The organism is Arthrobacter halodurans, from assembly GCF_041877255.1.
Classification (GTDB): domain Bacteria; phylum Actinomycetota; class Actinomycetes; order Actinomycetales; family Micrococcaceae; genus Arthrobacter_N; species Arthrobacter_N halodurans.
On the sequence record NZ_JBHDLJ010000003.1, the window covers coordinates 93,551 to 113,319 of the forward strand.

16 protein-coding genes are annotated in these 19,769 nt (G+C 68.1%); 5 read left to right on the top strand and 11 right to left on the bottom strand.

The features are described 5' to 3' along the window. Window positions 1–79: 79 nt before the first annotated feature. From ACETWP_RS04955 to ACETWP_RS04970, 4 genes are all read right to left on the bottom strand, one after another. Complete coding sequence (locus ACETWP_RS04955) at window positions 80–1,564, bottom strand: amidase (protein WP_373971108.1); 1,485 nt, start codon at window positions 1,562–1,564, stop codon at window positions 80–82. Window positions 1,565–1,678: 114 nt separating this feature from the next. Further along, the gene (locus ACETWP_RS04960) at window positions 1,679–3,034 is read right to left on the bottom strand and encodes an FG-GAP repeat domain-containing protein (protein WP_373971109.1); all 1,356 of its coding nucleotides are present in this window, start codon (window positions 3,032–3,034) and stop codon (window positions 1,679–1,681) included. 660 nt (window positions 3,035–3,694) lie between these two features. Further along, window positions 3,695–3,970 (bottom strand): hypothetical protein, encoded by a 276-nt coding sequence (locus ACETWP_RS04965; RefSeq protein WP_373971110.1) that lies wholly within the window; start codon window positions 3,968–3,970, stop codon window positions 3,695–3,697. Window positions 3,971–4,077: 107 nt separating this feature from the next. After that, entirely contained in the window at window positions 4,078–5,727 is a 1,650-nt protein-coding gene (locus tag ACETWP_RS04970) for a chitinase (RefSeq protein WP_373971111.1), read from the bottom strand. Between the two features lie 205 nt (window positions 5,728–5,932). On the opposite strand from ACETWP_RS04970, the gene ACETWP_RS04975 reads away from it, so the two are divergent. Further along, window positions 5,933–8,314 (top strand): glycosyltransferase family 2 protein, encoded by a 2,382-nt coding sequence (locus tag ACETWP_RS04975; RefSeq protein ID WP_373971112.1) that lies wholly within the window; start codon window positions 5,933–5,935, stop codon window positions 8,312–8,314. A gap of 594 nt (window positions 8,315–8,908) precedes the next feature. On the opposite strand, the gene ACETWP_RS04980 is transcribed toward ACETWP_RS04975, so the two are convergent. From ACETWP_RS04980 to ACETWP_RS04995, 4 genes are all read right to left on the bottom strand, one after another. Continuing rightward, a complete protein-coding gene (locus ACETWP_RS04980; protein WP_373971113.1) occupies window positions 8,909–9,130 on the bottom strand; it encodes a hypothetical protein in 222 nt (73 codons plus the stop codon). 112 nt (window positions 9,131–9,242) lie between these two features. Further along, window positions 9,243–9,779 carry a tRNA (adenosine(37)-N6)-threonylcarbamoyltransferase complex ATPase subunit type 1 TsaE gene (gene tsaE, locus ACETWP_RS04985; protein WP_373971114.1) on the bottom strand — a complete coding sequence of 179 codons (537 nt, stop codon included), beginning with the start codon at window positions 9,777–9,779 and terminating at the stop codon, window positions 9,243–9,245. Beyond that, the gene (gene alr / locus ACETWP_RS04990) at window positions 9,772–10,911 is read right to left on the bottom strand and encodes an alanine racemase (RefSeq protein ID WP_373971319.1); all 1,140 of its coding nucleotides are present in this window, start codon (window positions 10,909–10,911) and stop codon (window positions 9,772–9,774) included. The genes tsaE and alr overlap by 8 nt, the downstream gene beginning before the upstream one ends. A 173-nt stretch (window positions 10,912–11,084) precedes the next feature. Beyond that, a complete protein-coding gene (locus ACETWP_RS04995) occupies window positions 11,085–11,243 on the bottom strand; it encodes a hypothetical protein (RefSeq protein WP_373971115.1) in 159 nt (52 codons plus the stop codon). A gap of 190 nt (window positions 11,244–11,433) precedes the next feature. Between ACETWP_RS04995 and ACETWP_RS05000 the strand changes: the two genes are divergently transcribed. The 3 genes from ACETWP_RS05000 (at window position 11,434) to ACETWP_RS05010 (ending at window position 14,654) form a co-directional block, all read left to right on the top strand. Next, window positions 11,434–12,423, top strand: coding sequence for a tetratricopeptide repeat protein (locus tag ACETWP_RS05000; protein ID WP_373971116.1), 990 nt, complete (start codon window positions 11,434–11,436; stop codon window positions 12,421–12,423). Window positions 12,424–12,640: 217 nt separating this feature from the next. Further along, window positions 12,641–13,111 carry a hypothetical protein gene (locus tag ACETWP_RS05005; RefSeq protein WP_373971117.1) on the top strand — a complete coding sequence of 157 codons (471 nt, stop codon included), beginning with the start codon at window positions 12,641–12,643 and terminating at the stop codon, window positions 13,109–13,111. Beyond that, window positions 13,104–14,654 (top strand): putative bifunctional diguanylate cyclase/phosphodiesterase, encoded by a 1,551-nt coding sequence (locus ACETWP_RS05010; RefSeq protein WP_373971118.1) that lies wholly within the window; start codon window positions 13,104–13,106, stop codon window positions 14,652–14,654. Before ACETWP_RS05005 ends, ACETWP_RS05010 begins: the two co-directional genes overlap by 8 nt. A gap of 25 nt (window positions 14,655–14,679) precedes the next feature. On the opposite strand, the gene ACETWP_RS05015 is transcribed toward ACETWP_RS05010, so the two are convergent. Beyond that, window positions 14,680–16,701 (bottom strand): ATP-binding protein, encoded by a 2,022-nt coding sequence (locus tag ACETWP_RS05015; RefSeq protein ID WP_373971119.1) that lies wholly within the window; start codon window positions 16,699–16,701, stop codon window positions 14,680–14,682. A 306-nt stretch (window positions 16,702–17,007) separates the two neighbouring features. Here ACETWP_RS05015 and ACETWP_RS05020 point away from each other — a divergent pair, with 306 nt between their 5' ends. Further along, a complete protein-coding gene (locus ACETWP_RS05020; protein WP_373971120.1) occupies window positions 17,008–17,130 on the top strand; it encodes a hypothetical protein in 123 nt (40 codons plus the stop codon). 287 nt (window positions 17,131–17,417) lie between these two features. Here ACETWP_RS05020 and ACETWP_RS05025 read toward each other — a convergent pair whose 3' ends face one another. Continuing rightward, window positions 17,418–18,188: a response regulator transcription factor gene (locus tag ACETWP_RS05025; protein WP_373971121.1), complete on the bottom strand. Its 771-nt coding sequence runs from the start codon at window positions 18,186–18,188 to the stop codon at window positions 17,418–17,420. Between the two features lie 77 nt (window positions 18,189–18,265). Continuing rightward, window positions 18,266–19,246, bottom strand: a complete 981-nt coding sequence (locus ACETWP_RS05030; protein WP_373971122.1) for an LCP family protein — start codon at window positions 19,244–19,246, stop codon at window positions 18,266–18,268. Window positions 19,247–19,769 lie beyond the last annotated feature (523 nt).

Below are 19,769 nucleotides of genomic sequence, written 5' to 3' on the forward strand. Positions count from 1 at the left end.
GTCGGATCCTACGCCGCGACGCCGGGTCGACCTCCGCGGCCGGGGTGTCCCAGCACGCCGTCGTCCCATCCATGGTGTCCTACACGTCAGGGGACGATCGTCCCTGCAGGGTTGCCTCGGAGGCGGCGACGAGTGCCAGTAGGGCCCGCTCGCCGTAGGGGACGGCCATGAACTCGAGGCCCACGGGCAGCCCATCATCCGTTTGCCCCGCCGGGATGGTGATCGCGGGGAAGAGGAGCTGGGAGGCGATGACCGTGTTGGTCGGGTACGTCAGGCAGGTCCAGCGGTCGGCGAAGATGTCCACGCGGGTTGGTGCCGGAAGTTTGGCGTCCGGGAAGGCGATGGCGTCGAGGCGGTTCCGAGCCATGATGCCGACGACCTGTCGTTGGAACGCGGTCTGCGCGAGGAGGCGTTGCGCGTACTGGGGATCGTCGGTGGGCTGTTCCGGGCCGGCCACGATCGCTTCGAGCAGGTCCAGCTTCTCGTGGTACTGCTTGGTCTCGATCAGATGCCGCATGGACGGTATCCCGACCGCGGGGCGGGCGCCGACGAACTCGTCCATGTCCGACTGGGACCGCGTGGTGTAGAGCGAGGTGAAACCGACCTGGTCGTCGAGGTTGTCGATGGTGATGTCGACGAGCTCGGCGCCGGCTTCGCGCAGGTCCGAGAGCGCGCGTTCGATGGTCTCTTTGACCTTGGCGCCGTCCGGGTCGGAGTCGTCGCCGAACGCCTGGCGGAGGATCCCGATTCGCTTGCCGGAGAGTGTCGCGTCCTGGAGTGCGGCCGCGTACGGCTCCTCGTGGCCCGCGATGACGGCGGCGGCGGTGTAGTCGTCGCCGTCGTCGTAGCCGACCATGACGTCAAGGAGCCGGACGGCGTCTTCGACGGTCCGGGCCATCGGCCCGGCCGTGTCTTGGGGCTTCACCAGGGACGACATCCCGGCGCGGCTGATGAGTCCGGGGGTGACACGGAGCCCGACGAGGCCGCAGAAGGACGCGGGGAGGCGGATCGAGCCTCCGGTGTCCTCTCCGACGCCGACAAGGGAGAGATTCGCCGCCACGGCGGCTGCGGTCCCGCTGGAGGAACCTCCCGGATCGCGGGCCAGGTCGTAGGGGTTCTTGGTCACTCCGCTGCGGGAGGAGGTCGAGAACCAGGACGTCGCGAAGTCGGGGAGCGTGGTCTTGCCCAGGATGATGGCACCCGCAGCACGGAGTTTTGCGATGGCGGTTGCGTCCTGCGCGGGCTGATAGTCACCGGATGCGATGCTGCCGAACGTCGTGGGCAGGTCGGCGGTCTCGATCTGATCCTTGACGACGATCGGCACCCCGTGAAGTGGCCCCACCAGCTGGCTCGTTTCGGCGAGTTTCTGGTCGAGCCTGCGTGCCTCGTCCAGCGCGTTCCCCGAGACGGAAATCAGTGAATTGAGTTCCGGCCCCGACCGGTCGATCCGTTCAATGCGGTCCAGATAGTCGCTGACGAGTTCCTCGGCGGTGAATTCACCGCCGAGGAAAGCCGCGTGCACTTGGGCGATGGTCAGCTCTTCGATGGGTCGTGTGATGGCCATGGGTTCACTGTTCCCTAGTCGCGGCGGTCGGGGAAGGGGTTCGCGACGTTTCACCCGATGTCCGCGTCACTCAGAGGCGGCTCCTCCACATGTCCATCCAACGACGCGAAACACCTAGTCCGTGTCCCCAGCCAGGAGCCGTGGGTGTTGGTCCACCCGCCAGCCGCCGGCGTTGTAGCCGTAGTTGTTCACGGCCAGAACCGGTTGGGTGAACGTGCCGTTGCTGCGGCCTCGGGAGACATACGCGCCGTCGTTGCCGAAGCCCACAATGTCCGCCCGATCGTCGCCGTTGACGTCCGCGAGGTGGCGCGGATGCCGCTCAACCCGCCAACCGCCGGCGTTGTAGCCGTAGTTGTTAACGGCCAGAACCGGTTGGGTGAACGTGCCGTTGCTTTGACCGAGCGAGACATACGCGCCGTCGTTGCCGAAGCCCACAATGTCCGCCCGATCGTCGCCGTTCACGTCCGCGAGGTGGCGCGGATGCCGCTCCACCCGCCAACCGCCGGCGTTGTAGCCGTAGTTGTTCACGGCCAGAACCGGTTGGGTGAACGTGCCGTTGCTGCGGCCTCGGGAGACATACGCGCCGTCGTTGCCGAAGCCCACAATGTCCGCCCGCCCGTCGCCATTGACGTCCGCGAGGTGGCGCGGATGCCGCTCAACCCGCCAACCGCCGGCGTTGTAGCCGTAGTTATTCACCGCCAGAACCGGTTGGGTGAACGTGCCGTTGCTTTGACCGAGCGAGACATACGCGCCGTCGTTGCCGAAGCCCACAATGTCCGCCCGATCGTCGCCGTTCACGTCCGCGAGGTGGCGCGGATGCCGCTCCACCCGCCAACCGCCGGCGTTGTAGCCGTAGTTGTTCACGGCCAGGACCGGCTGGGTGAACGTGCCGTTGCTGCGACCTAGCGAGACATACGCCCCGTCGTTGCCGAAGCCCACAATGTCCGCCCGATCGTCGCCATTGACGTCAGCCAGGAGCCGTGGGTGTTGGTCCACCCGCCAGCCGCCGGCGTTGTAGCCATAGTTGTTCACGGCCAAGACAGGCTGGGTGAAAGTGCCGTTGGTGCGGCCTCGGGAGACATACGCCCCGTCGTTGCCGAAGCCCACAATGTCCGCCCGCCCGTCACCGTTCACGTCCGCAAGGTGGCGCGGATGGCGCTCCACCCGCCAGCCGCCGGCGTTGTAGCCGTAGTTGTTCACCGCCAAGACAGGCTGGGTGAACGTGCTGTTGCTTTGACCTAGCGAGACATACGCCCCGTCGTTGCCGAAGCCCACAATGTCCGCCCGCCCGTCACCGTTCACGTCCCTTCTCAGCGAAGGAGAAGACGCAAGGTCACCTTGCTCGATGGAGTGGGTGCTGATGGTGGGTTGATCGACGTCGGAAAACGCCGGCGCGCCCCCGAGGGTGACGGACAGGGCGGCCGTGGTCGAGGCAGCTGCAAGAAGGCGTATCGAGTTGAGATGTTTCATCGGAATCCCTCAGGGTGGAAATCGATTGACGCGAACGTTCTTCTCGTCTAGAGGTCATGGGGCCGTAGGGCGCCATGACGGGTAGAGGAGGGAAGCACCATCGGCGAGAGAACCGATATCTCGTCTCCCGCGATGATGGGGAGCACCGGCAACGGCAACTTCAAGGGGTTGCCGGCGGATGCCGCTCCGTAGCGAAGCGGCGACCAACTCATCAGAGACTACGAAGGAGTAGCGATCCCCGGCGGAGGTGCCGGAGCTGACTTCCGTCCCGGAGGACGGGAAGGTACGCGGACACGCTGACGACGTCGTACGGGGGCGGCAGCCTGAAGGATTGAACCGTCTCACGGTTCCGAACTCTTGGTGGTGTGCCAAATATCGTCGCACTTGGTGGTACGCCAAGCATGGTCGCGGCCCCAGGAAAAGTCCACGGGATTGCCCCCAAATCATGACAGCCAAAGTTGTTGGCACTAGCCTCTTGCCGAGCAATTCGACAGGATCGAGGCGACAGGGAGGCAGCAAGTAAAGTCCAACGAGGCCCAGGGTAAGGTCGCGGTGAATTCCCGCCGTTCACCGGGAGGGTCGGCCCTGGAGCGGCCCGTGCCGCACAAGCATTCCGGCACCCGATGTCGGCCAGGCCCGGACGCTCGCCGCGGAATTTTGCTAGAAGGACCGGCGGCCGTTGCCCTTGCCGCGCCCGCCGGAACCCTGGCGGTTCTGGCGACCGCCAGAGCGCTGGCCATTCCGCTGCGCGGGACGCTGCTGCCCGGACGGCTCCGGCCGGAGCGGGATTTCCGGCTCCACCCAGTCCTCGTCAAGGACGTCCGGCGCCGGCGGGGCGTCGAACACGGCCGGCGGAGCGACCGTCTCCGGCGAGGCGGGGCTCACCAGAGGGGCCGATCCGGCCAACGGGTTCATGAACAGGGTGTCAGGTAGCACGGACGCCTTTCGGGCACAGGGGTGGGGATCGGACAAGCCTACCCGCGCAACCCGGAAATGCCACGGCCCACGGTCTACCGGATGTCCTCCGGGTGCGCTCGCACGCCTCAGGGCGTGGGCTTGGCCGACGGCGTGGGCGAGGTGCTCGGCGTGGCCGAAGGCGTCGCCGACGCACCCTTCTTCGCCGCCGCATCGATGATCCGCTGCGCCTGCACGTTCGTGAACAGCTTCCAGGGCGACGTCGGCGCGCCGCGCAGCGCGGCCTCCGGGCTCTCGGAGCTGTTCCACCACTTGGCCTCGAGGATGCGGCCCTCGTGCAGGACCCGGTCGCCCTCGGTGTAGACGGCGGCCGGGGACCAGACGGGATACAGGCCGGCGGGCGCGGTCACGACCGGCTGCGGCTTGTCGCCGGGCAGGACCGGCCCGACCAGGGTCCACGGCGTCGCGCCGCCGTCGGCCACGGGCGAGTCCGGGGGCGTGTCCTGGTTCCACCACTTGGACTCGTAGACGTTGCCGCGCCAGACCACGCGGTCGCCCTCGACGAACGCGCCCTCGTCGTTCCAGATGGGATACGGGCTGGTCGCCGGGTCGTCGACGATTGCCGTCTCCTTCGGGGCCGGCTCCTCGCTGGCGCGCGGCGCGGAGGCGGCGGCGGATGCCGCGGACGCCGTCGACGCCGGGTCGAACCCGGCCGCGAGGCGCTGGGCGAAGTCGCGGGACGCCTGCTTCACGCCGCTGCAGTTGTTGGACACCCGCTCCGGGTCCGGGTGGTTGGGCCCGCAGTCGTTGTCCCGGTTCGCGGACCACAGGGACATCCGTCCGACGCCGGTCTCCACCGCGAAGGCGTTCAGCGCCACGGCGTCGTCGAGGCCGAAGACCTCGCCCAGCAGGTCGTTCTGCCCGATCATCGGCGTCAGCCCGATCTTGCGCCACAGGCTCTGGGCGCCGAGGTTCTGCCCCGCCTCGGCGTAGAGGTCCGTCAGCTGGGCGTGGGTGCTGCGCGCGGACTGGATGGACGCGGTGGCCATGCTCTGCCCGGCCGCGCGGGACTCCCCGAAGTTCATGGTCATGAGGTTGACCCCGGCGAGGTCGACGCCGGCGTCCAGCATGCGGCGCACCTCGGCGAGGCCCTCGGCCGTCAGGCCGCCGGTCGCGACGGGCAGCGTCAGCCACACCTCGAGCGCGGCCCCGGCGTCGTCGCGGTCCTTCTGCAGGGCGGCGACGGCGGAGGCCCGGCGTTCGCCGGAGACGGCGTCGGACAGGTCGTCGCCCTCGATGTCGAGGTCCAGGGTGCTGGACTGGTACCGGTCCAGCAGGGACGCGTACGCGCCCTTGACCCGTGCGGTGTCGTCGCAGGCGGTCGCGGGCTCGTCGTTGAGCAGGCCGCCGGTGGAGATCACGATCTCGCCGCCGGCGTCGCGGACGCGGGCGGCGCGTCGGTCCAGGTCGAAGGTCGCGGCGGCCTCGTCGAGGGTGTAGTAGGCGCCCCAGGAGGGTTCGCACGCGCGCTCGGGGTGCGCCACCGCGAAGGCCAGCACCACGCGCTCTCCCGGTGCGACGCCGGTGCCGATGTCGTAGAAGGGAGTGGAGGTCGCGTCGACGTAGGACCCGAACCACTGCTGTTGCTTGCCGGCGAACGCCGCGTCGCGGACCCGGCCGTAGGCCATGGTCGAACCGGCGACCAGCGTGCCGACCACGGCGAGGACCACGAACAGCCGCAGCGGCGACAGCCGCCGGCCCTGGAATCGATGCGCCACAAGAACCCCCTGCGTCCCCCGGCGGAGCGACCGCCGGCGAGGCGGATTCCTGCGCGTTCGGCCGTCCCGCCCCCGGTTGGCCCGCCTGTGCGTGTCGTGTTCGACGCGCCACATCGCCAGCATAAGGCCGTGGGTTACACTCGGACTAATTCCGCTCCGGAAGGTCGGCACAGTGAAGAAATTCCGGGTCTGAGTTGGGGAAACAATGGCTATAAATTCCGTCGACGACGCCCTAGGCGCGCGGCAGGCACCCGGCCCGTACGCCGGCCCCGCGCTCGACGACGAGGCGCCGCGCCGGAGGCAGTGGGGTTCGGAGAAGCGGTCCGAGCCGCTGTCGATCATCCACCCCGCGCCATCGAAGCGGAAGCTGGCGCTCGGGCGCGTGGCCATCACGGCGACCGTCGTCTTCTGGGCCGCCTACGTGGTGTCCACCATCCTCCGGCAGCTGGCCAACAACCCCGACGCCGGATTCCGCTTCCAGTTCGAGGCCATCCTCTACCTCCTGGTCGTCACGTTCCTGACGTTCTCCGCGCTGATGTACCTCACGGCGCGCCAGGCGGCGCTGAACCGCTTCGCCGCCCACCGGCGCGCCCCGCGCGGGGAGCTGGACCGCCACTTCCGCGACCACGACGCCGCCGTCACCGTGCTGGTGCCCAGCTACGCGGAGGAGCCCTCCGTGGTCCGCGGGACGCTGTGGTCCGCCGCCCTGCAGGAGTTCCCGAACCTGCGCATCGTCCTGCTGATCGACGACAACCCGGAGCCCAGCGACCCCGCGGTGCTCGCGAAGCTGGAGGCCACCCGCGCCATCGCCGCGGAGATCGAGGCGGCGCTGCGCGAGCCCCACGCCCGCGCGGTGATGGACCTGGCGTCGTTCCGGCGGCGCCGGGACGAGGGCGCGCCGGCGTCGGAGCTGCTGGGCGGGCTCGCCGGCGGCTACCTGGCCGCGGCCGAGTGGCTGGAGCGCATGGCCGGGAACGAGCCGGTCAACGACCACGTCGACGAGTTTTTCGTGGATTCGGTCATCATGGGCCTGGCGCGCGAGCTGCGGCTGACGCTCTTGGCGCTGCGGGCCGCGCAGGCGCAGGGCACCGCGCCGGACACGGACCGGATGGAGGAGCTGCACCTGCGCCTCGCGCGGCTGTTCGGCGCGGAGCTGGACCACTTCGAGCGCAAGCGCTACGCCAGCCTCTCGCAGGAGGCCAACAAGGCCATGAACCTGAACTCCTTCATCTCGCTGATGGGCAAGACCTGGCTGCCGGACCAGCGCGGGGACGCGCTGGTGCTGCGGGAGATCGGGGACGCGGACGACGCCGGGGCGCCGGGCGCCGCGCCCGGCTTGCCGGAGGGCGCGCTGCGGATCCCGGACAGCGAGTACCTGCTCACGCTCGACGCCGACTCCCTGCTGCTGCGCGACTACTGCCTGCGCCTGGTGTACTTCCTGGAGTCGGAGGAGAACGCGCACATCGCGGTCACGCAGACCCCCTACTCCTCGTTCCGCGGGGCGCCGACCCGGATCGAGCGCATCGCCGGGGCAACGACGGACATCCAGCACATCCTCCACCAGGGCAAGACGCGCTACGGCGCCACGTTCTGGGTGGGCGCGAACGCGATCATCCGCAAGCGCGCCCTCGACGACATCGAGGAGGTCCACACGGTCGGCGGATACGAGATCCACACCTACATCCAGGACCGGACCGTCATCGAGGACACGGAGTCCAGCATCGACCTCGGGACGCACGGTTGGGGGCTCTCCAACTACCCTGAGCGCCTGAGCTACAGCGCCACGCCGCCGGACTTCGGCTCACTGGTGGTCCAGCGGCGCCGCTGGGCGAACGGCGGCCTGCTGATCCTGCCGAAGTTCTGGAAGCAGCTGCGGGAGCGCCGCTTCCGGCGGGACCCGGTGCCGCTGCGCGAGGTCCTGCTGCGCGTCAACTACATGGCGTCCATCGCGTGGGCCAGCCTGGGGCTGTGCTTCCTGCTGGCCTACCCCTACGACAGCCGGCTGCTGAGCCCGCTGATCTTCGCCGCGGCGCTGCCGTACTTCCTGTGCATGGGCAGCGACCTGCGGGACTGCGGGCACCGCTTCACCGACATCTTCCGCATCTACGGGTTCAACCTGGTGCTGCTGCCGGTGAACATCGCCGGGGTCCTGAAGTCGATCCAGCAGGCGTTCACCGGGGACAAGATCCCCTTCGCCCGCACCCCGAAGGTCCGCGACCGCACGGCGGCGCCGGCGCTGTACGTGGCGGTGCCGTACCTGATCGTCGCGTTCTCGCTGCTCACGCTGTGGCGGGACGTGCAGGGCCAGAACTGGGGGAACGCGGCGTTCGCGGCGATCAACGCAGCGCTGGCCGCCTACGCCATCCGCGCCTACATCGGCATCAAGAACTCGCTGGTGGACATGGCGCTGGGCGTGGTCGACTGGCTGTTCGTCCACCCGCGGGAGCGCAAGGCCGCACCGGAGCCGCTGCCGGAGGCCACGCCCGAGACCACGGATTGGTCCACGATCCTCTACCAGGGCGACCGCCGGCTCAACCGCGACCTCCGCGGCAAGAAGGACCGCCGCCGCCGCATCGGGGTCAACTGAGGCAAACCGCTGGTCGAGCATGTCGAGACTTGCGGAAACCCGCTGGAAAATGGCCGACATGCGGAACTCAACGTCTCACACAGCGAGGCCGCCGTCATGACCGGTGCCGTTTGGCGAATCGGTGCGCAGCCGCTACTGCTGCGCGGCTAGCCGGAGACCGCCACGATGCCTGGTCCCTGCGAGCCAGGTCTTGGTCCGCGGAACAGGCAGGCCAGAACCCAATTGCGCGGGGGTAAGGCGTGCGGCGCATCGAGCCATTGGGAGATTCGGTCTGCTTGAGCATCGCATCCGAGCGGAGGCTTCAAGGCCCGCCCATTGCATTCCCAGAACCTAGGGCAGTGCAACAATTCGCGAATGCCTTCCAAGCGAACCCCGCCACGGCAAACGTGGCACGCATAGCTGGGGGGCGTTGGGGAACGCTTGGGAATCTTGGGAGAGAACGATGGAAGAATACAGCTCAGACGCGCCGTCGCAAGTCAGGCCAGCGGATACCACCAACCACCGACCAAGGTCACACATCTGCACCTGCGTGTGGATCGATTTGACCGGCCCAACGGTGATTGACCCTGAGCGCAATCGGCACTGAGCTAGAACCTAGTGAGCGTCGGGGTGGACGGCGGGTTTTCGGTTTAATGAGCCCGCTGCACCCTCTGTCCCAACGTCGCGGCACGTGTGGGCGACGTTCGAACAGCCTGGCAGACGCATGTAGGCGTGGAAGCACTGCTCGCAAAGCACGAAATCGAATTCCGTTTCATATGCCCGGTCGTGGGCCACATCTAGGAGAAACAATTCGTTCTCGTCGGCGATCTGGGTCATGCCGGTAACCCTACCGTTTGTCGTAATGGAGGTTTGATTAGCCACGCTGCAATCAGGCCATCTCAAAGTCGAATCGGCCCTCTCGCGAAGAGGCATGCGTGGCACTGCAGGGTCACAAAACGGGACCGCTGTCCCACCGCGGCCCGAACGCCTCGATCCGGATGATCCGCGGCTCGTCGTCGCCCGTCTCGTCGAAGTCCAGGACCAGTTCCCCAACCGCGTCGCCTCCGGTCTCGCGCAGCAGCGAGACCTCCAGCCGCGAGTCGGAGAGGTGCTCCACCTTCCCGCGGCCCCATTCGACCACCGTCACGGACGAGGCCATGGTCGACTCCAGATCGATGTCGTCCAGCTCCTCGGCCGAACCCAGCCGGTAGGCATCCACGTGGACCAGGTCCGGCCCGCCGACGAGCGACGGGTGGACGCGCACCAGCACGAAGGTGGGCGAGATGATGCCCGGGCGCACGCCGAGCCCCTCGCCCAGGCCCTGCGTGAACGTCGTCTTCCCCGCGCCCAGCTCGCCGGTCAGGACCAGCAGGTCCCCGGCGCGCAGCGCGGCGCCCAGCCTGGAGGCCAGGTTCTGCGTGGACTCGGCGTCGACGGCGGTCAGCTCGGCGGTCCACTCCGGCCCGCCGCCGGCCGGCTCACTCACCGGTCTCGCCCCAGCTGCCCTCGACGTAGACGCGGGGCACGCGCGGAGAGACGCGGGTGACGATCTCGTAGTTGATGGTCCCGGCCGACTCGGCCCACTCGTCGGCGGACGGGCCTCCGTCGCCGAACAGCACCACCTCGGCCCCCACCAGCCCCGCGATGTCCTCGTCCGGTCCCATGTCCACGACGAACTGGTCCATCGCCACCCGCCCGCAGGAGCGGAAGAGCCGCCCGCGGATGTGCACCGGCCCGCTCGTGGCGGAGCGCGGGACGCCGTCGCCGTAACCCAGCGGGACCAGCGCCAGCAGCGTGGGGTGCCCGGTGCGGTACGTCAGCCCGTAGGAGACGCCCTGGCCGGCGGGGACGGTCTTGGCGTTGGCGACGCGCGCCACCAGCCGCATCGCCGGGCGCAGGCTGAGGTCCTCGGAGGTCTGGTCGCGGAACGGGCTCAGCCCGTACATGCCGAGCCCCAGCCGGACCATGTCGAAGTGCGTGTCCGGACGGGACAGGATGGCGGGGGTGTTGGCGGTGTGCCGGACCTCCAGATCGAACCCGGCGTTCTCGGCGAGCGCCACGGCGGTGCGGAACGCATCCAGCTGCTGGTCGGTCTCGACGCGGTCGGGCTCGTCGGCGACGGACAGGTGGGAGAACACACCCACGACGCGCAGCAGGCCGTCTTCCTGGTAGGCGGCGGCCGCACCAAGCAGGGCCTCCCAGTTCTCCGGCGTGCAGCCATTCCGACCCAGGCCGGTGTCGATCTTGAGGTGCACGCGGGCCGGCCGCGCGGCGCTCTCCGCCGCCGCCGCGACCCGGTCCAGTTCCCAGCCGGAGACCCCGAGGTCGATGTTGCGGGAGATCGCCTCGGAGAACGCGGTGTCCGGGGTGTGCAGCCACGCCAGCGCCGGGGCGGTGAACCCGGCGTCGCGCGCCGCGAGCGCCTCGGAGACATGCGCGAAGCCGAGCCAAGTCGCCCCGGCCTCCAGCGCCGCGCGGGCCACGGGCAGCGCGCCGTGCCCGTAAGCGTCGGCCTTGACCACCGCCATGACCTGGGCGGGCGCGGCCAGTTCGGCGACGCGGCGGACGTTGTGCCGGATGGCAGACAGGTCGATTTCGGCGCGCCGCTCCCAGGACAGGTGATCACCCGTGTGGTCTGGGGGTACGACGTCGGAGGCTGGGTCGGTCTGTGAAGTCACCCGTCCATTCTCCCATCCGGTCCGGAAGCCCCCTCCGCACCGCAAACGGCAGCGGCCGCCGCCCCCGGTGGGGAGCGGCGGCCGCCGTCAGCCGATCGTGGCTGGTCCGTGGTTTAGTACGGCCAGAGACCACCCTGAACGGTCACCGAGTAGGGCCACAGGCCTCCCGCGGTCGAATCGGCGTTGGTGTCGGCGGAGACAGCGGCTCCGATGGTCAGTGCGGCGGCAGCGACAGCTACGGCCGCAGCGGTCTTGGTGATGAACTTCTTCACGTGAACACCTTTGGATGTCGATGATGCGAGTACGCCAGGCAAAAAATGTCCGGGGGTCAAGCCCGGCCTAGTCACCCCCCCATTTGAGTATGGCACTTGTTTCTAGTGTGAAGAAAGTAAACTGCGAAAAAGTTTGCGCCCCTTGGCAAAGTTATTCAGGGGCCTCGGCACATGCCGCATAATTGACCCCATGAGCCACCGTCCGCCTCTTCACGACTTGCGAGCATTCGAGTCCGCGATTCGGCGCGCATTGGGATCTGGGAATCAGGCCGCCGCACTGGAGGCTGCAACCTGTGGCGTCGAGGCTGCCAGACAAACAGGCGATGGACGGGCGGAGTGGCAATTCCAATTTGCCGCGGCCGAAGCCCTTCATGCCCTCGATCGGTATCGCGAACTGCTGGATCTTGCACGGAGCATGGGAAATTCGGCCGTGTCGGCTCGAGATAACGTCATTCATGCGCGTTCCTTGACGATGGAGGCGACCGCTCAACGTTGCCAGGGACGGACCGGTCCTGCGCTGTCAGCCGCACAGCGGGCGCTTGATCTGCTGCAGCCAATCCCGGAGCACGCGGCCACTCGCGCCAAGGCATATCAGACTCTGATCGCTGCGCTGGTGCAGGCCGGGCGATCCGACGAGGCGTGGAGTCACCACCAGGAACTTGCCTCACTGCTGGATCTGGAACTCGACGACCAGACAGCCGGCAAGGGTTTCTGGACTCTGGGAAACCTCGCGTTCTTCGTCACCGAGAGCGACATGGGGCTGGACTACCACGCGCGTGCCTCTCGGCTGCTGTCACCGGCGAATGACATCCAGCTCTGGGCCCGGTTCAATCGCGCCTCAGCGGATCTTCAATTGCAGGCAGGTATCGCCGTCGACCAGACTCGAGACTGTATCGATCGCGCCCTCATGGCTCACGAAGTCACCGAGCCAACGGAGATGGACAGAATCGGCCTCGCCGAGACGCGCGCGAGATGGGGGTTGGCGGTCGGTCAGCTATCAGCCGCGGATTCTGTCCTCGCGGAGGCCACGGCCATTTTGGAGGATTCTGATGCGGCATATTTGGTACCGGCATACCGCCTGTGGGCGGAGATTCTGGACGCCCTAAGGCCCACTGACGCGGCCGATAAGCGGGCCGAGGCCAACCGCATCGAGGGCATCGCCGCGGCAAACCTAAGTTGAGCATGAGGTTACCGAATGGTAGTGATCAATTCCACTCGCTCATGCGCCCCTCTGGGATACACTTTCACCATTGAGCGGCAGCGACCACGCGTAAACGGGCGGTTGACATGGCGCGACGTTCTCATTTCCGGGGGGAAATCCATGGCTAGCAAGACCGTAGCCGCTAGGCATTGCAGGAACATTCCGGATCGGAGGCGGGCCGTTGTCAACCATTAGCATGCAGGCACCCGCGGACGACCACGGCTCCATATTGGATGCCGCTCCCCCGCCGGAAATCGCGGTGGCCGGCCCGCGCGAGGCGCCCGAACGGGGCACCCCCGACTGGAACAGCGCGAGCGCCGGCGTCTGGAAGCATTCCCACGACCTCGTGGAGGTCTCCTTCGGCTCGGGATGCGTGCTGGAGGCCGACATCGTCAACGAGGTCGCCCACGGGGTTGGCGGCCTGATGGAGAACCCGCCGGTGCGCGTGCTCATCGACGTCTCCGGTCTCGCCCGCGTCGAGCCGGCTGCGGCCGCCAAGTTCCGCAAGGTCGAAGGCGTCAGCCGCCTCGCGCTCATCGGCTACGGTCCCGCGGACCAGGTCCTGGCCCGCTTCTTTATGACGTCGATGGCGGGCGGCACGAACGTCCCCATCGACTACTTCCAAGACCGGGCCGCCGCCTTCGAGTACCTTGGCGGTTATGTCTGACATCCCCGTTCCCCCGGAGGCCGACGCACGCATCGAGCAGATCGTCGGCGCCATCCTCGGCATCGCCGACGGACGGTTCGACACCGGGCTTGAGCCGGGTCCCTGCCGGGACGAGATCGACGCCATCATGGTGGGCATCAACTCCATGGCCTCCGAACTCGAACGCACCTACCGCGACCTGGACGAACGCGTCGCCGAGCGGACCGCCCTGCTGGAGCAAGCGCGCGACAAGATGCAGGTCCTGGCCTACTCCGACCCCCTGACCGGGCTGGCCAACCGCACCGCCCTGATCCGCGAAATCGAGCACAGCCTGGACCGCCACCGCCGCGGCGAGCGCGCTCCGGTGCTCATGCTCCTGGACCTGGACGCGTTCAAGAGCATCAACGACACCCACGGCCACGCGATCGGCGACCGCGTCCTGCAGATCGTGGCCGAACGCCTCCGCAGCGGCCTGCGCGACGGCGACGTGATCGCCCGCCTCGGCGGCGACGAGTTCGCCGTCCTGCTCGCGCAGGGCACGCCACGACCGCTCGAGCTCGGGCGCCGGCTCCTGCAGCTGATCAACACCGAGGTGGACGTCCAATCCATCCCCGTCTCCCCCGGCGCCAGCATGGGCATCGCGGAGGCCACCCCCGGGCACGACGCCGACCTGCTCCTCCAGGAGGCGGACACGGCCATGTACGTGGCCAAGCAGCAGATCCGGGACAAGGTCCAGGAGTTCGAGCCGTTTATGCTCTACGAGCGCCAGCAGCGCGCGGCCCTGCTGGCCGACCTGCGCAAGGCCCTCGGCACGTCCGAGATCTACCCGGTCTACCAGCCGATCGTAGACCTTGCGACGGGCGGCTGGGTGGGCGCGGAGGCGCTCGTGCGCTGGCGCCACCCCGAGCGTGGCGTGGTGATGCCCCTGCAGTTCCTCGAGCTCGCCGAGGAGGCCGGGCTCCTGCCCCGGCTCACCGACCAGGTGCTCAACGCCGCCCTGGGCGACCTAGCCCGCTGGCGCTCCGCCGGCGTGGTGCCGGACTCCTTCGTGGTCCACGTCAACGTGACGCCCGCCGAGCTGCACATGCTGAACTTCCCGGACCTGATCCGCACGGCCCTGCGCCGCCACGGCCTGCCGCCGGAGTCGCTGGGCGTGGAGATCACCGAGCACAACATGCTCTCCGGCGACTCGCTGGACCGCTACTCCCTGTTGGCCCTGGACCGCATGGGCGTGCACACCAACATCGACGACTTCGGCACCGGCTACTCCTCCATCAGCTACCTGAACAAGCTGCCGGTGGACGGCGTGAAGCTGGACCGCTCCATCATCGACGGCATCCCCAACGACACCCAGCAGCTGGACCTCGTGGAGGCCGTGTTCGGCCTGATCAACGCCTGCGGCCTGGAGTGCATCGTCGAGGGCGTGGAGACCGCCGAGCAGTCCGAGGCCTTGGTCCGGATGGGTTTCCGGCACGCGCAGGGCTACTTCTACTGCCGTCCGATCCCGGCCGCCGAGCTGGAGGCCGGCCTCGTCGAGCGCTTCGGCGCGGGAGCCGTTTCCTAGCCAGACGCTCCGGGACGACGGCCCACTAGCTGATCGCCGCGCTCCCGCGCGCGGCCGGGCGCGGCCCGTCCTCGTCCACGTCGGGCTCGGCGGGAAGCGTGAACTCGAAGACGCTGCCGTGGGGATCCCCGCGCCGCGCGGTGATCGTGCCACCATGGCCCTGCACGATCCGCCGGCAGATCGCCAGGCCCAGGCCGCTGCCGGAGGCGCGGGCCATCCCGTTGGACGCGCGTCGGAACTCGTCGAACACGCCCTCCAGCTCGCCGTCGGGGATGCCGATGCCGTTGTCGGACACCTGGACGGCGATCCAGCCGGGTTCGTCCGCGGGCCGCGAGGCCACCTCGATCTGCACGGGGCGGTCCGGGTCCGCGTACTTCACGGCGTTGCCCAGCAGGTTGGCCAACAGCTGCTCCAGGAGCTTGCGGTCCGCGTACACCAGCCCGCGCGCGCTGACGTCCAGCCGGACCGGCGTCCCGCGCTTGCGGGCCAGCACCACCACGGGCTCGGCGACGGCGTAGGCCATGGCCCCAACGTCGATCACGGTGGGGTGGTTGTCGCCGTTGCGCGCCAGGCTGTAGGTGAGGAGGTCGGAGATGAGCCGGTTCATCTTGCCGCTAGCGCGCTGCATGCTGGCCACGGCCCGCTCGCGCGCCACCGCGTCCCGGCCCTCCTCCTCCAGGAGCTCCAGCCAGCCGTCGAAGACGGTCAGCGGCGTTTTGAGGTCGTGTGCCACCACCGAGGCGAAGCGGGTGAGGTGCTCGCGCTGGCGCCGGTCTTCGGTGATGTCGCGGAACACGGCGACCGCCCCGTGGCTGTCCTCCCCGGGCAGCGCCAGCGGCACGGCGTCGACGGACAGGTGGCGCTCCCCGCCGCCGGGGCGCGGGATGGTCATCTCCGCCCGCTGGACGATCTCCCCGCGGAGGGCTCGGGACAGCGGCAGGTCCTCGCCCCGCAGCTTCTCCCCCGAGGCGGTGGTCACGCCAATCTCGTCGCCCCACTGCCCGACGTCCTCGGGGATGGGGCCCAGCCAGTCGCGGCTGGTCTGGTTCTGCAGGATGAAGCGCCCGTCGGAGCCGACCACGATGATGCCCTCGGTGATGGTCTTGATGACCACGTCCCGCAACCGGGCCTCGTCGCGGGCCTGGACGCCGGAGCGCTGCAGGTCCGCGAGCAGACGCCGGCTCTCCTCCCGGTTGACGGCCAGCAGCGCGGTGACCACGAAGACCACGAAGAGGTAGAACTGGGCGGTATAGGCGGCGGTGGACGGCGGCAGCTCGCGGAAGGGCCCGTGGCCGGTGAGCGTGATGGCCACCAGCACGGCGCCCGTGGCGATCGCGTGGAGGTAGGCGGACAGCGCACTGAAGCGCAGGGCGGCCCAGACGCCGAAGGGCAGAGTGACAAAGAAGAGCGGCACGCCGTCGTCCCGGCCGAAACCCACCGCGCAGGCCGCCGCGGTCAGGCCCACCAGCGCGGCGCCCTCGGCCAGGCGCGCGGGCGGGGACCTGCGGAGGGCGGGCAGGGACTCCGCGGCGACTAGCCCCAGGCTGGCTACGGTGCAGAGGCTGATCCCATTGCGGACCAGCCAGGCCACGAACGCGGCGCCCATGTCCGGCGCACCGACGGCGGCCATAGCCAACGCCACGATGCCGGCGCCGACCGCGGCCGCGGCGATGGCGGCGCAGGCGGTGACGAAGAAGGCGCGCACCGTGGTCTGGCGCGGGGGCGCCCAGCGCCGCAGGACCGCGTGGGCGATCAACGCCTGCACCGCCGTGACCACGCCGAAGAGCAGGGCGCGCTGCAGCGGCAAACCGGTGGCGTAGTTGAATCCCGCGGTGATGGCGAGGATCGCGGCAAGCGTCGGCACGCGGTGGCCCGGGCGCCTGGCGGCCCAGAGGTACCACAGGAGCGCGACGCCGGCGGCGGGCCACACGAGGGCCACGCCGGTGCCGGGGAGCTGGGTCGCCCGGCCCAGTAGGGCGAACAGGGCCAGTGCCGCGGCGAACACCGCGTGCGGCCACGCCGCACGGGTCCGCGCCGAGGATTTCATCACATCGTGAACCTTACCCGCTGGGGCGTGTGATACCGGTGTGATTCGGCGGGTGGCGCAGCTCCGTGAGCAGGAACCCGCCAGTCAAACTTGCCGTCGTCTTGCGGGAATCTTGAGCCTCGCTCGGTAGGCTCGCGCCAGCCGTATGACGCGCGCGTGACGTGCCGAATCCGCGCTATGCCGAGTTTGTCCGTTCATTGTAGGAAAATTGTCACAAAGGTCTGGCCCGGCCTCGAACGAGTACCTACACTCGTTCCACACCGACAGGCTAGGCCGGATACGTTGTTGAGATCTCTGGGGGAAATCATGTCGACAGACCACTACTACGTCGCAGAGCGCCGCCGCCGGCTCCGCCAGCGCGTCGGCACAGCCATCGTCCTCGTGATGGCGGCCGTCGTCGTGGTTATCCTCGCGCTCCAAGTGCTCTAACGTTCGAACGCACCGCCCGCCAGGCGCCCATCGTCCCCAGGGACGGTGGGCGCCTGCGTGTGCGTTCGGGCGGCCGGCATCGCCGGGCGGACGCGAACAGAGAAAGGGCTGCTCGCGTCCGCGGCATCGCGCACGGTTTCCCCGTGCAGTGCACGATTCTGTGCGCGTAAAATCAAGGTTGCGCCGTGATTCGGGCCAAGTTTGGCGAAAGTCTGACGGCGACGTCTCATGCCGGCCTCCTACGTGGTCTTCGCGACCCAACGGGTGAGGAGGGAGTGACCGCCGGGCTAGACGCGCGGCGCGGACCGATATCCGACGCCGCGGACCGTCTCGATCCAGCGTGGTGTGCGGGCATCGTCGCGCAGTTTGCGGCGCAGGTTCCCCAGGTGCACCTCGACGGAACGCTCGTCCGACGTCGAGACGTAGGTCCCGGCGTCGAAGTCCTCATCGCGGAGTCTGCGCACCAGATCCGACTTCGTGAGGACCACGCGGCCGGCTTCCAGCAGCGAGTTGAGGATTATGAACTCCGTCGGCGTCAGCGCCACCTCGGTCCCGTCGATCATGGTCGAGTGGGTGGCCGGGTTTAGGACCAAGCCATTGAGTTCCAACACGGTCAACTGCTGCACGGGCAGCGTCCCGGTCGAAGGGTACGCGTCCTCGGAAGCGGTGGTCCCGAACGCCTTGGACGCAGTGCGGCGTCGCATCATGGCCTCGACGCGGGCGCGGAGCTCCCGGGGCCTAAAGGGCTTGGTGAGGTAGTCGTCGGCACCGGTCTCGAGGCCGAGGATCGTGTCGATTTCCTCGGCGCGGGCACTGAGCATCACGATGTGCGCGTCGGAGACACGGCGGATGCGGCGGGCAACCTCGAAGCCGTCGATGTCCGGCAACCCCAGGTCTAGGGTCACCAGGTCCGGCCGGTGGGCCTCCGCCAGCTCAACGCCCACCTCACCGGTCGCGGCGATGTGCACCTCGAACCCCGACTGTTGGAGGACCGCCTCGAGCAGGCTCCTGATGTCCTCGTCGTCCTCGACGACAACCGCGACGCGGCGTTCCCCCATTGTCCCCACCCTTCTCAGTAGTCCCTAGTCATACTAGGCGCGGCCGACACGGGTGAAGGGCTGTGCGACCGTGTCAGTCAGAGATCGTTGGCCGCCATGTAGGCCGCGACCTCGTCCGTGGACAGGGCCTCGCCGAGCGCGTCGATAGCTTCAGTGTCCGGCAGGACGATCGACTGACCGTCCGCGGACCGGCCGACGCCCGCGGTGGGCAGGGTGAAGAAGTGGAGGTCGTCCTTGCGGACGCCGGAGAGACCGACGCCCAGCTGGGCCAGCTTGGCGGCGTTCAGCGAATTGTCCACGCCGACATACGGCGACAGGCTGTCCACCACCGACGCAACACGGCCCGGGTTGGTGAGGGTGTCGCGGTCCAGCAGCTTGCCGAGCACGGCCTTGACGAAGAGCTGCTGGTTGCGCACACGCTGGTAATCGCCGTCCTTGAAAGCGTACCTTTCGCGAACGAACGCGAGTGCCTGTTCACCATTCATGTGTTGGGCGCCCTCCTCAAAAAAATGCCCGTCCAAGTGCCGCGGCTCAAAGGCAATAGGCACGTTGATGTCTACTCCGCCTATGGCGTCTGTAAGGCCCTCGAAGCCCTCCATGTCGATCGACGCGACGTGGTCAATCCGCGTGTCAAGCAAGGACTCTACGGTCTGGACGGTCAGCGGCACTCCTCCGAACGAGTAGGCGGCATTAAGCTTATGCTCCCCGCGGTCGGGGACGCCCACCCACATGTCCCGCATGAGAGACGCCGCATAGACGCCTTCGCGATTGCCTGGGATATGCACCAGCATCATCGAATCGGCCCGGCCGGCGTTCGGCACACCAACGAGGTTCTCAGTTTCACCTGAACCTCCCCGTTCATCGCTGCCAAGGAGCAAAATGTTCGTGGCGTCGGACGCCGTTTCCTGAACCGCCGGTCGTGCAGTCTCCGCAGGAAACGCCTCAGTAATCGTCTCCGATTTCGAGTCGAAGCTGTTCGCTAGGGAGAGCAGGTATCCACCCGCCACCACGCCAGCTACTATCAAGATCCCGGAAAGCGTAAGGATGGTTGCCCTCACGGGATGTCTGCGCTTTGGTTCCATTGCTACTCCGGGTTGATCGTAAACTGGCTCGTCCCTACGAACTGGAGACGGCGGCTGAGCGTCCGATTCTACGTTCCGAGCGCCCGGGCCAGGCCTTCCGCGACACGCTGGTGCTTCTGTGTAAGCCCCTATGGTGTTGCGGTCGCGGATGACATCCAGAAAAGTGCCCAAATGTTGGCGCTCCTCGGTGAGTCGAAGCATCAATTTCACCGGGGCACACTGTCCCGACGCAGCATTGCATTTCATCAAACACCGCTGGGAAGACGGCTCCGCATCCAGCGGACTGGCTGGCGCTTGAATAGGAACGCGTGATCGAGGACCAAGTCCCACACACCGCCCAACATTGATATTGAAAGATGTCCAGTGTCGACTGCGGCCTATCTACGACATGTCTACGACATGCATAAAATCTGCCAATGAGTCTTTCGGGGAAACCGGTCGCAACCAGCGCTGATCGCATCCCGACCATTGCACAATCAGGAAATCGGCGAATTAGACG